This window comes from Planctomycetota bacterium, from assembly GCA_039182125.1.
In the GTDB taxonomy this organism is placed as follows: domain Bacteria; phylum Planctomycetota; class Phycisphaerae; order Tepidisphaerales; family Tepidisphaeraceae; genus JBCDCH01.
In genome coordinates this window covers 81,575-93,789 of sequence record JBCDCH010000002.1, presented here as the reverse complement: position 1 = coordinate 93,789, position 12,215 = coordinate 81,575, and the positions used below count along the sequence as shown (strand labels likewise).

11 protein-coding genes are annotated in these 12,215 nt (G+C 64.8%); 6 read left to right on the top strand and 5 right to left on the bottom strand.

Annotated elements, in window-relative coordinates:
- Nucleotides 1-103: 103 nt before the first annotated feature.
- From AAGD32_00975 to AAGD32_00950, 6 genes are all read left to right on the top strand, one after another.
- A complete protein-coding gene (locus AAGD32_00975; GenBank protein MEM8872804.1) occupies nucleotides 104-592 on the top strand; it encodes an FHA domain-containing protein in 489 nt (162 codons plus the stop codon).
- 131 nt (nucleotides 593-723) lie between these two features.
- Nucleotides 724-1,605, top strand: a complete 882-nt coding sequence (locus tag AAGD32_00970; protein MEM8872803.1) for a trypsin-like peptidase domain-containing protein — start codon at nucleotides 724-726, stop codon at nucleotides 1,603-1,605.
- 46 nt (nucleotides 1,606-1,651) lie between these two features.
- A complete protein-coding gene (locus tag AAGD32_00965) occupies nucleotides 1,652-2,221 on the top strand; it encodes an NAD(P)H-dependent oxidoreductase (GenBank protein ID MEM8872802.1) in 570 nt (189 codons plus the stop codon).
- A 4-nt stretch (nucleotides 2,222-2,225) separates the two neighbouring features.
- On the top strand, nucleotides 2,226-2,879 hold the full coding sequence (locus AAGD32_00960; protein MEM8872801.1) for an NAD(P)-binding domain-containing protein: 654 nt from the start codon (nucleotides 2,226-2,228) through the stop codon (nucleotides 2,877-2,879).
- Nucleotides 2,880-2,902: 23 nt separating this feature from the next.
- Nucleotides 2,903-3,880, top strand: coding sequence for an MBL fold metallo-hydrolase (locus AAGD32_00955; protein MEM8872800.1), 978 nt, complete (start codon nucleotides 2,903-2,905; stop codon nucleotides 3,878-3,880).
- Nucleotides 3,881-3,885: 5 nt separating this feature from the next.
- Entirely contained in the window at nucleotides 3,886-4,944 is a 1,059-nt protein-coding gene (locus AAGD32_00950) for an aldo/keto reductase (GenBank protein ID MEM8872799.1), read from the top strand.
- Here AAGD32_00950 and AAGD32_00945 read toward each other — a convergent pair.
- The 5 genes from AAGD32_00945 to AAGD32_00925 form a co-directional block, all read right to left on the bottom strand.
- Entirely contained in the window at nucleotides 4,936-6,201 is a 1,266-nt protein-coding gene (locus AAGD32_00945; protein MEM8872798.1) for an amidohydrolase family protein, read from the bottom strand. The two genes, AAGD32_00950 and AAGD32_00945, sit on opposite strands and share 9 nt — an antisense overlap.
- Nucleotides 6,198-7,127 (bottom strand): class I SAM-dependent methyltransferase, encoded by a 930-nt coding sequence (locus tag AAGD32_00940; protein ID MEM8872797.1) that lies wholly within the window; start codon nucleotides 7,125-7,127, stop codon nucleotides 6,198-6,200. The genes AAGD32_00945 and AAGD32_00940 overlap by 4 nt, the downstream gene beginning before the upstream one ends.
- 104 nt (nucleotides 7,128-7,231) lie before the next feature.
- Nucleotides 7,232-10,216 carry an amidohydrolase family protein gene (locus tag AAGD32_00935; GenBank protein ID MEM8872796.1) on the bottom strand — a complete coding sequence of 995 codons (2,985 nt, stop codon included), beginning with the start codon at nucleotides 10,214-10,216 and terminating at the stop codon, nucleotides 7,232-7,234.
- A gap of 20 nt (nucleotides 10,217-10,236) precedes the next feature.
- The gene (locus AAGD32_00930; GenBank protein ID MEM8872795.1) at nucleotides 10,237-11,319 is read right to left on the bottom strand and encodes a Nif3-like dinuclear metal center hexameric protein; all 1,083 of its coding nucleotides are present in this window, start codon (nucleotides 11,317-11,319) and stop codon (nucleotides 10,237-10,239) included.
- Nucleotides 11,306-12,193 carry an aminotransferase class IV gene (locus AAGD32_00925; protein ID MEM8872794.1) on the bottom strand — a complete coding sequence of 296 codons (888 nt, stop codon included), beginning with the start codon at nucleotides 12,191-12,193 and terminating at the stop codon, nucleotides 11,306-11,308. The genes AAGD32_00930 and AAGD32_00925 overlap by 14 nt, the downstream gene beginning before the upstream one ends.
- Nucleotides 12,194-12,215: the final 22 nt, after the last annotated feature.

Genomic DNA, 12,215 nt, shown 5'->3' with positions numbered 1-12,215 from the left:
TGTGCGGATGGTCTTTAGCACGCTGGCGTCTGGCCGGCGGGGGTTTGCAGGGATCGCGGGCGAATCCTACTCTGGGGAAGTTCGCACTCAGGAGTCTGCCCGTATGGAAGTCGCACTGGTGATGTTCAGACCGGACGGCCGGCACCGCACGTTCCCGGTGTCGCGTCCCCAAACGGTCATCGGCCGGGGCGACCAGTGTGAGCTGCGCATCCCGCTGGGCGAGGTGAGTCGCAAGCACTGCAGGATCACCGTCGATGCCGCCGGCGTCGTGGTCAGCGATCTGGGCAGTTCCAACGGCACCTACGTCAACGGCCGGCGTATCCAGGAAGAAGACTTGGACCCGGGCGACACGGTCAAGATCGGCTCGCTGGTGTTTGTTGTGCAAATCGACGGTAGCCCCAGCACCGACGAACTCGCGAAGGATCCTGAGAAGATCGACGCCAGCACCACCCGTGTGGCCAAGGGCAGCAAAGCCGCGGCGTTGGACCCGACGGCCGCCGCCGAGGCGGGTGACGCGGAAGTGTCCAGCAGCGAAGGGCTGCAAATCTTCGAGGACGACGAGGAGATCATCGACTTGGGTGCCGAGAAGTAGCCGGCCTGAGTGGGATCCGTCGACATCAAGTCGTTTGTGAGCCTGCTCTTTCGATGCTTATCGAAAGGATGGCCCGAATGGCTCCTGTGTATTCAACCGTATCTGTTAACAACGATGCCTCGTTGTTGGACGTGTATTCCCGCACGGTGGTGGGCGTGGTCGATCGCGTCCGCCCGGCCGTGCTTCACCTTCAAGTCGCCAGCAAACGTGGTGCCGGCACCGGTAGCGGTGTTGTGTTCACGCCTGACGGCTTCGCACTGACCAACAGCCACGTCGTGCGCGGCGCATCGGCCATTACCGCGGGCCTCGTCGGTGATAACCCGGATACCGACCTCGCCGTCGTTCGGCTCGAGAGTTTTCAAACGCACCCCGAAGCCGTCGCGGAACTGGGCGACTCCGACACGTTGCGAACGGGCCAGATCGCCGTGGCCGTCGGCAACCCGCTCGGTTTTCAGACCACCGTCACCGCTGGTGTCGTGAGTGGCACGGCGCGGAGCTTGCGTTCACAGTCCGGTCGGCTGATCGACAACGTGATCCAGACCGATGCCGCGCTCAACCCCGGCAACTCCGGCGGCCCGCTGCTCGACAGTTCCGGTCGCGTCATCGGCATTAACACGGCCGTCATTGCCGGGGCACAGGGCATCTGCTTCGCCGTTCCGGTGAACACCGCGCGCTGGGCGGCGACGCGGCTCATTCGTGACGGCCGGATCAAACGCAGCTATGCCGGACTCGGCGGGCAGACCGTGCCGATTCCGCGTCGGCTCGTGCTTGCCGCGGAACTGCCGGCCGACACGGGTGTGCTCGTGTCGCAACTCGAACCGCGCGGTCCCGCGCTGGCAGCAGGCCTGTGCGAGGGAGACCTGATCGTCCGCTTCGACGGAGAGCCGACCGACGGCATCGACGCGCTGCAGCGCTTGCTGACGGAGCAGCGGGTCGGCAAGCCGTGCGTCGTCGAGTTCGTACGCAACGGTCGGCTCGAACATCGGCATTTGCTTCCGGCCGAACGTCCTTGATTTTGAGCGTTGTCGAACGCCGTCGTCTCTCGCAACATTCAACGGCATGATCAAGGTGATCACAATCTACTGGAGCGGTTATGGCCACACGAAGTGTTTGGCTGAAGCCGTCCATGGAGGTGTGAGCGGTGTCGGGGGGGTCGAAGCCCACCTGCTCGACGCCGAAAACCACGGCGAGCCCGACAAGCTCGACATGTTCGACGACGCCGACGCGATCATTTTCGGTACACCGACCTACATGGGCGGTCCGGCCGCGGCGTTCAAGAAGTTCATGGACGCCGCCGGTCAGAAGTGGCTGAGCCAAGCGTGGAAGGACAAGATCGCCGGCGGCTTCACGAACTCCGGCAGCCTTTCGGGCGACAAGCAGGGCACGCTCCAAGCGTTGATCGTGAATGCTTTGCAACACGGCATGATCTGGGTCGGCCAAGCCGAGATGCCCGAGAACAACGAACGTATCGAAAGCCCCGGCCCGGACGCGGTCAACCGCTTCGGTGCGTTCATGGGCGTGATGTCCAAGAGCAACAGCGCTGGCGGTGGTCCGAGCGAGGGTGATCTCAAAACCGGTCGCCTTTATGGCAAACGCGTCGCCGAGGTGACGCTCAAGTTCCGAGGATAAACCCATGAAGATCGCGTTCATCGGCTATGGCAGCATGACCAAGGCATTGGCCGGTAAGTGGGCCGGCAAGCACGAACTGTTCATCGGCGGCCGTAACCTCGAGAAAGCTGCCGGCGTCGCCGCCGAGTACGATTCGGCGTCGGGCGATACGGCAGCGGCTGTCGCATTTGGCGAGGTCGTCGTCATCGCGACGCCGCACGGCGCGGTCTTTGACGCGATCGATGCAGTGGGGGTTGAGGCATTCGCCGGCAAGATCGTCATCGACATCAACAACCCCGTCCCCGGCGCGTTCGACGGTGACTTCGCGCTCAAGTCGTACGATGGGAAGAGTCTGGCCGAAGCGATCGCCGACAAGTTGCCACGGGCTCACGTGGTCAAAGCGTTCAACACCTGCCAAGCGGCGGTGTGGGCGATGCCGCAACTAAACTTCGACGGCCGACAGTTCGTGATGCCGACCTGCGGCAACGACGCCAACGCCAAGCAAATCGTCCACCAACTCGCGGCGGATGTCGGCTGTGACACGCACGACTTCGGCGACGTGACCTACGCCCGGCAGCTCGAAGCGATGGCTGCCATGACTATCCAACTCCTACTCAACGGTGCCGACCCGCACACGGTCTTTGCCCTGATCCAACCCGAGAAGAAAGCCATCATATGACCGAGCCGAACCAACACACTTCCTTGTCCCGTCGAAACGCGTTGCTAGCCGGGGGCGCATCGGCGGCCGCGGCGTTTGGTCTTACACCGACGCTTCGTGCTCACGACCACGCCGCCGCCAAAGCCGCCCCGACCCAGGGTGCCGGTTTCTATAAGTCCAGCGTCGGCGACATCGCGGTGACGCTCATTAGTGACGGCTGGTTCCCGATGGACCCGCTGCCGGTGGTGCCGACCGATGGCGGAGACGACGCGCTCGATGCCGCGCTCAAAGCGGCCCACGTCAAACCGGGTCATCAGATCGGGCACGTCAATGCGTTTTTGGTCGAGTCGGGCGATGCGAAGATTCTTGTCGACGCCGGTTGCGGCACGGCCTTCGGGGCGGACACCGGCAAGCTCGTCGAGCGGCTAGGGGCACTCGGCATCGACCCGGCCGGCCTCACGGGTTTGCTCGTGACCCACATCCACCCCGACCACGTCGGCGGGTTGCTTGGCGATTACGGCAAAGCCTTCGGCGAGGTGCCGGTGTTGATGTTGGAGGAAGAGCCCGCGTTCTGGGGCGGTGATGCCGACCTGAGCCAGAACCTGTTGCCCGAGGAAGCCAAGGCTGGGTTCAAGCAGAACATGGCCGTCGCGACCCAGGCGATCGCCGGCCGCACCGAGATCGTCAAGGCCACCGCCGAACTCGCGCCCGGTGTTCGTGTCCTGCCGCTGCCCGGCCACACCCCCGGCCACTGCGGCCTGATCCTCAGCTCCGGCGACGAGAAACTCCTGTACGTCACCGACCTGCTCCATTTCCCGGCTGTTCAGATGGCCCACCCCACATGGAAGGTCAGCTTCGACGCCTTCCCCGATGAGGCCGTCGCGACTCGCAAGTCGATTCTGGAGAAGGCATACGAAGATGAGTATCGCATTGCCGGCTCGCACCTGAACTTCCCCGGCTTCGGTTACGTCGACCGCGTCGCCGGCGGCTACCGCTACGTACCCGAGATCTGGAAATGGTAAATAGCATGCCCACTCAACTTGATCATTACCGTTTGCTCGGCCGGTCTGGCCTGCGTGTTTCCCCGTTGTGTCTCGGCACGATGACCTTCGGGACCGACTGGCCGATCGGTGCGCCCGAGGAAGACAGCCGCAAAGTCTTCGACGCATACGTCGACCGCGGCGGCAACTTCATCGACACCGCCGACATCTACACCAACGGCACGTCTGAGAAGTACGTTGGTAAGTTCATGGGCGACCGCCGCGATCAGTTCGTCCTTGCCACGAAGTACACCTTCAACATGCAGGGCGGCGACGCGAACTCGGCTGGCAACCACCGCAAGCACATGCGGCAAGCCGTTGAAGCCTCACTCCAACGCCTCGGCACCGATTACATCGACCTCTATTGGGTCCACGCCTACGACGGCCGAACCCCGATCGACGAGACCATGCGCGCCCTCGACGACTTGGTGAAGCAGGGCAAGATCCTCTACGTCGGCATCAGCGACTGCCCCGCGTGGAAGGTCGCCGAGGCGAACACGATCGCACTGCTCCGCGGGTGGTCGCCGTTCATCGCGTTGCAGATCGAGTACTCGCTGGTCGAGCGGACGGTGGAGCGGGACCTGATCCCGATGGCGATCGACTTCGATCTGGGCGTGACGCCCTGGAGCCCGCTCGGGCAGGGCGTGCTCACTGGCAAGTACCTCGAAGAAGACGGCGAGGGCGGTCGGATTAAGGACAACCCCGACCGCATGGACGGCAAGTACGTCAACGATCACGCCGTCAGTGCCGCAAAAGCCGTCGTCGAGGTCGCGAAGGAGATCGGCAAGTCGCCGGCTCAGGTCGCACTCTCGTGGCTGCTGCATCAGCCCGCCGTTGTCTCGCCGATCGTCGGTGCCCGCAAGGTTCACCACCTTGAGGACAATCTCGACGCGGTCACGGTTGATCTGTCCGATAAGCAGATACAGAAACTCGACGAGGCGACCGCGCAACCGCTCGGATTCCCCCATGAGTTTCTCAACATCGTCGACACGATGACGGTCGCGAAAAACACGGTCATCGACCCGCCCAAGGGCCGGTTAGTCTGACTTGCGCTCCAGCCGCTGCTCGTACTTGTCGTTGAGCATTGTGTGCCGGCTGGTCAGGTCGACTTCGGCGCCGTTGATCCACGCCCGTTCGACCTGCGTCGGCACGGCGAGAATGTCGCCGTCGGCGATGAACAACGTCGCGGCCTTGCCGACCTCGAGGGAGCCCACGCGCTCGCCGACGCCGAAGATCTCCGCCGGCCAGAGCGTGATCGACGCGAGGGCCTCGTTGGCCGTGAGCCCGAACGCCTGGGCCGTCGCCGCGTGGTAGGGAAGATTCCGATCAAAGCTCGCCCGGCGATTGCTGCTGATCGCGAACTTGATTCCGGCGTCGCGCAACCGTGCCGGCAGCGTGAACGGTTCATCGACCGCCGCGTCACGCCGACTCGGGTTGCGGTGAATGCCATCGAGCACCACCGGCACGTCGTGCGTCTTGAGCAACGCCGCGCATTGCAACGCATCCCGGCCACCGATGATGATGAGCTTCAGCTCGTGCGTCGCCGCGAATGCCACGGCCGCTTCGATCTGCAGCGCGTCATTCGCCCGCACCAGCAGCGGCATCTCGCCCGCGATCACCGGCTGCATCGCTTCCCAACGAACGTCGTGCTGCCCGTCGGACTTGCCATAGGCCTTGGCCAGACGCACCGCGTCTTCGAGTTCGCGTAGTGCTTTCTCGCGCTGCTTGCGTTGCTCCTCGGCGGACTCTTCGACCCACCATGCGCGGTTAGGCCGCATGTTCGGCCAGTTCACGACCATGCCCGCGCCGCTCTTGATCGTGAGGTCCTCGTATGTCCAGCCATCGAGCTGCAGCACGGCGGCCTGTCCGCTGACCACGCCGCTGCTCGGCATGGTCACGCACAGCAGAATGCCGTTGGCCCGCGTGGTGGGGATGAGTTCGCTGTCGGGGTTGACCGCGACCTCTGCCCGGACGTTCGGGTTGAACGAGCCGACCTCCGCCTGGTCGCGCGTGGCGCGCACCGCGTTGATTTCGAACAGGCCCAGGTCCGTCGCACCCTCGAACAGGCCCGGGTAGACGTGTTTGCCGGTCGCGTCGATGACCTCGGTGCCTTCGGGAATCTCGCCGTTGATCGCGGTGATGACGCCTTCGTCGAAGACGAGCGTCGCGCCTTCGAGCACGTCGCCGCTGACGGTGTGGACCGTCGCATTGGTCAACGCGATCGGCGCGGTCTGCGGCTTGCCGGGAATCTGGTCCGACATTGCCACGTAAAGCAGGAGCGTGAGACAGAGCAGGTACTTCATGACGGTTCCTTGGTGACGAGGTAGCAGGCGGAAGGGCTGAGGCCGAAAGCCTCGGGCGGGTTGAGGCCTCGGTCGGTCGGCGGGAGGTCGTAGTGGGGCAGCAGTTCGCGGAGTACGTCGGGCCGACCGTGGTGCAACGCGCTCATGCTCACGTCGATCGCGAGCTTCGCATTGTCGACGAGCAGTGCGTGCAGAAGCACGGCTTCGGCACCGAAGAACAGGTCGCCCGGGCCGAGAATGTTCGGGCCGAAGTCGTAGGGGAACTGCATGTCGTGCACATGGATGTGTACCCCCGGCCGCAGGCGCGGGATGACGCGCAGTTGCAGGTGGTGTACGTCGGAATTCGGCCGGCTCGCGTGGGTCGAGTCGATGAACAACAAGCCGCCGCTCGGAACGTCGGCGATCCGCTCGGCGTCGACGGCCTCGGCCTTCTCGGCGATGAGCGTGATCCGCCCGTCCGCTGCGGCGGTCTTGAGAAAGTCCGTCGGGTACGGCTCGATGCATGTGATCGCACAGTCGAACCCGAACCGCTCGGCACAACGCAGCATCAATGCCGTGCTCACGCCGCAGCCGATCTGGGTGACTTGGCTCGGGCGGTGGTGCGCGAGAAAGTTCCAAAGCGCGTCGGCGTCGGTCTGCACATAGCCGGGTTCGCCGTTGTCGTCGCAGGCGTCTTGCCAGACGTCGCCGGGGTCGTGGTCGCCCCAGCTTCGCAAGCGCTCGACCTGTCCGTCGAGATCGGCCCCGGCGACGCCGACCATGTCGTACGGCCGCCGCCAGTCGTCGCTTCTGCGCAGCTCGCGGAAGTCGGGGGTGTTGGCGTAGAAGTGTCGTGGCAGCACGTCGACGCCGAGCCGTTGGCCAAGCTCGAACGTGCGCTTCCAGTGGTGCTTGATGAAGTTGCGTGCGAGACGTTTCAACTGCAAGTCATCCTGAGCGAAGTCGAAGGATCTAGCTTCGAAAGTCCGGCGGCTGAATGAAACGCTGGGCAACCGAAGCTAGATCCCTCGGCTGCGCTCGGGATGACGGGTTAGTGTTCGTGGCCTTCATGACCGTGGTCGTGGCCCTGCCCATGACTGTGCCCGTGCCCGTGTTCGTGGCCGTGGTCGCCGTGGCAGAAGATGTCGTGGTCGGGGTAGAGCGTTTCGCCGGGCTGTTCGGAGCCGGGGTCGGCGGGTTGCTCGCCGCTGGCGAGGACCTTCTGAATGAGCGTGGCTCGCATCTCGGCAATCCGTTCGCGCTCGGCGGCGTCGGTCTCGCGGTCCCACATCAATCGGCCATCGACCCAGACCTTGATCGGTCGACTGCGGCTGTCGAGCGGGTGGCCATCCCAGAGGACCAGGTCCGCGTTCTTGCCGACTTCGATGCTGCCGGTGTGCTCGTCGATGCCGAGCTGGATGGCGGGGTTGATCGTGACCATCTTGAGCGCTTCGACCTCGGAGACGCCGCCGTACTTGACGGCCTTGGCCGCTTCGGTGTTGAGCCGGCGACCGAGCTCGCTGTCGTCGCTGTTGAGGCTCACGACGATGCCGGCCCGATGCATGAGCGCGGCGTTGTACGGGATCGCGTCGTATACCTCGAACTTGAACGCCCACCAGTCGCTGAAGCTGCTCGCCCCCGCGCCGTGGGCGGCGATCTCCTCGGCGACCTTGTAGCCTTCGAGGATGTGCTGGAGCGTGCCGATGCGAATGTCCATCGACTCCAGCGTTCGCAGCAGCGCGAGGATCTCGTCCTGGCGATAGCTGTGACAATGGATGAGCCGATCGCCGGCGATGACCTCGGCGAGTGCTTCAAGCTCGAGGTCGATCCGCTTGTCGGGGTCGTCATCCTCGGCATAAGCGGCACCACGACGCAGGGCGTCCTCCATGATCTCGACCACGCCCATGCGCGTTTGCGGGTAGCGGGTCGTCGCGTCGTCGCCCCAGTTGGACTGCTTGACGTTTTCACCGAGCGCGAACTTCACGCCTTGCGGAGCTTCGGTCATGAGCAGGTCGTCGGGGTCGGTCACGCCCCAGCGGAACTTGATCACCGCGTTCTGTCCGCCGATGGGGTTGGCACTGCCGTGCAGGACGTTGGCGGTCGTGGTGCCGCCGGCCAGTTGGCGGTAGATGGCGATGTCGGTCGGATCGAGGAAGTCGGCAATGCGGACTTCGCAGGTGATCGCCTGGCCGGACTCGTTGATGCCGCCGTCGGTGGCAATGTGGGAGTGAGCGTCGATGAGGCCGGGGGTGAGGTGGTAGCTGGTGGCTTCGACTTCTTCGATGCCTGGAACGAACTGCACTTCGTCCCGGTAGTCTTCGACCGTCATCAGACTGGCGATGCGACCATCGCGGACTTTGACCACCGATGTGGTTGGTTCGTCATCATCGGTCATTGTCCACACGGTGGCACCGATGATGTGAGTCCCTGCTTGTGGTGGAAGCTCGTCCCTGCCATACGCCCCCAGCGGATACTGCGGCTCGTAGCTGGCCATGCGGGGTTCGTCTTCGGCATCGTCCGCTTCGCTCGGTTCGAGATCGCCGAGGCGGTTGCCGCGGATCGCGACGGTGCGGCCGTCGGGGAACAGGGCCGTGCCGGTGGCGTCGTTGCCGATGACCGTGACGCTCGCGGTGGCAACGGAATCGTCGGCCAGCGGCAGCGTGAAGCGCAGGTTTCGCGACTCTGCGGCAATGTTCTTCAACGGAAACGCGATCAACCTGCGGCCAAACACCATCGCGTTGCCCTTCATCTTCTCGTCGATCTGCACGAACAGCGCATCGCCGCCGATGTCGAACGCCCAGCGTCCGCTCGGCTCGAAAGCTTTATCCGCCACGATGGCGTAGCGTTGGCCGGCGACCCATGTGTCGGTCAGCTTCGCGTTGTCGAACGCATCGCCGTTGAACACGACGAAGCTCGCGGCCATTCCCGCTTCGAGCGTGCCGTGGCTGTCGAGGCCGAACCGCTCGGCCGGCTCGGTGGTTAGGGCGGCGAGTGCGTCCTCGGCGGAGAGGCCGCGAGATACTGCCTTGCGCACTGCCGGGAGGAACATCTTCGGCTTGTCCAGCCCGTGGGCCGTGAACAGGATCGGCACGTCGGCCGCGGCGAGGCGGGCCGGGTTCTCTGGGGCGAGATCCCAAAGCATGAGCTCCCGCAGCGACGCCAACGACGCCAAGGCCGGCGACGAGACGTCCGGCGGCTTGCGGAAGTTCAACGGCACGATGACCGGCGTTTCGCCGAGCGTCTCCGCCGCGAGATACGACCGACCGCTACCCAGCAGCATGACGTCCAAGTCAAACTCCTCGCCGAGTGCTCGACCGCGATACGTGTGCAGCTCGTTGGGTGCGGCGACGACGACAGGCAGTTCCCGATGCTCGATCAGTGCGGCCAGTGCGTCGTTTCGGGGGGCGTCGTTGGTGCGTTCCTGCCACTGGGCGTCGTAGAACGCCTGGCGGATAAGGGCGAACGCGCCCATCGGCGAGTTGGGATAGGTGCGGTCACGCCACGAGCCGCCGGGGCGGAGCTTGGCGTGCAGCGCGGTCGCGCCGGTCAACGGGAGCGGGTCGTCGCCGCCTGTGGGCACGGCGGCGGAGGTGCCGTGGATCAGGCCATCGGTCGGCGTCGCGATCTGCAGGACGATGCCCTGCGCCCGCCACTGCTCGGCGGTCTTTTCGTTGAACGACCAGGAAGTGGCGACGCTTACCTGCGGGCGGATGTTGTCGTTCCAGTAACCGACGGTCGACTTGGGGAGTGTCGTCTTGGTCGGCATGTGAGCGTCGATGAAGCCGGCGTAGATCGTCTTGCCGGTTGCATCCCAGACTTGTGCATCGTCGGGGACGTCGACATCGCCGACCGCTTCGATCACGCCATCGCGGACGATGAGCGTCGCATCTTCGAGTACCTCGCCGGGACGGACGTGGATTGTCGCGTTGGTGAGCGCGTGAACGGCCGGGTCGGCCTGCTTGAGCCCGACGACCGGCTCGGTCGCGGCGTTCGACGGCGGAGCCAGGAGCAGCACGGCAAGCAACAAAGATGGCATGTCCCGATGATACGGATCGGTCACACGATCGCGAACGGATCTCTGTCTTCGTCGACCAGCACCGTTTCGACGTGAAGCATCTCACGCAAGCGCTCGGCGACGACGGCGAGGGTCTTGCGTTCGCTGTTGGAGTGGAGCGTGCAGACGATGGCGGGACGCTGGGTCAGGGCGGGCAGCGCATCATGGTGCTTGAGCTCGCCGGTGACGTAGAGGTCGCACTTGCCCGCGAGGTCGTGGACGATGTCACCACCGCTGCCGGCGAGGACCGCTACGGTTTCGATGGTGCGGATGTTGTCGCCGGCGAGCAGGAGGTGGTCGATGCCGAGGTGGGTCTTGATGCGATCGAGGACGGTGTCGATCGGCGTGGGCTCGGATAGCTCACCGATGCGACCGAGGCCGATGTTGCTTGGGAGGTCGGCCATGCGGAGCAGGTCGAAGGCGGGTTCTTCGTAAGGGTGGGCGTCCCGCAACGCCGCGACCACGGCGGAGATTCGTGCTTCGGGGACGATGGTTTCGAGGCGGATCTCCGGGGTCGTCTCGAGCTTGCCGGGCCGGCCGATGGCGGGGTCGGTGCCTTCGCCGCCGCAGAAGGTGCCGGTGCCGGGGGTGCGGAACGTGCAATGGTCGTAAGCGCCGATCGTCCCTGCGCCAACAGCGCAGACGGCATCGCTCACGGCGTCGACGTTCGCTTCGGGGACAAAGGTAACAAGCTTGACGCAGTCGGCGACTTTGCTGGGTCGGATGGGCCGGCGCTCGGCGGTTATGCCAACGGCGTCGGCGAGGACGTCGTTGGTCCCGCCGGCCGCGACGTCGAGCGCGGTGTGCGGGGAGTAGATCGCCACGCCGCGACGGATGGCGTCGAAAATCGTCCCGGGCGACAGCCGTTTGAGCGACTTGAAGATCGGGGGGTGATAGGTAATCACGAAGTCCACGCCGCGTTCGGCAAATTCGTTGGCAACGGCGGGCGTGTAGTCGATGCACAGGCCGACGGTGGTCGCCGTGGCGTCCGGGTCGCCCACGAGCAGGCCGACGTTGTCCCACGACTCGGCGAAGCGGGTCGGGGCGATCGTCTCCATCGTGGCAACCAGATCAGCGACTTTCATCGAGGGCCTCCCGGAGTTGGCGGGTGATCGGGCCGACCTCACCCAGGTCCTTGGCTTCGAGCTTGGTCACGGGCATCACACCCATCGCGCTGTTGGTGATAAACACCTCGTCGGCTTCGAGCAGGAAGTTCACGTCGATGCCGGCACGGATCGTCTGGATGCCGGCGGCCTCGGCGAGGTGTAGCACCGCGCCGCGCGTCGTGCCCGGCAAGACCGCCGACTTCGGATAAGGACATTTGTCCTTGATGGCCTCGTCCCCCAGGTCGGCGTTGGTCGGCGGGGTGAGCAGCGTGTTGTCCTTCACGACGAACACGTTGGCGACGCAGGCGGAGGAGAGAAAGTTGTGGACGTTGAACAGCAACGCCTCGCCGCAACCGGCCCGGGCGGCGTTGCGCAGGGCGGCAAATCGGCTGGCGTAGTTGAGCGTCTTGTGGCCGGCCTGCGGGTCGTAGGGATTCACCTTTTGATCGTCGACGAGCTTGACCGTCATGCCGCGGTCGTAGAAGTCGTCGGGGTAAGGCGCGAACTCGGTCGCGGTTATGAAGGCGGTCGGCTTGGACGCACCGGTCGCCGGGCCGGTCTCGGCGACGCCGCGGGTGAAGGTCAGACGCAGGCGGGAGTCGGTGAGGCCGTTGCGTTCGAGCAGTTGGCCGACCGCTGCGGTCAAAGCGTCATCGTCGAACGTGACCGGTACGCCCAGCGCGTCGGCGTCGTGTCGGACGCGTTGCAGGTGTTGCGGCAGGCGCTCGACCTTGCTGTCGACGGCGCGCATTGTCGTAAAGACGCCGATGGCATGGAGCAGACCTCCATCATGGATGCTGACGGTCGCGTCGTCGTCGGGGATGAAGTCGCCGTTGAGCCAAACTTCGGGCATGGGCCCATTTGAGATCTCAAAT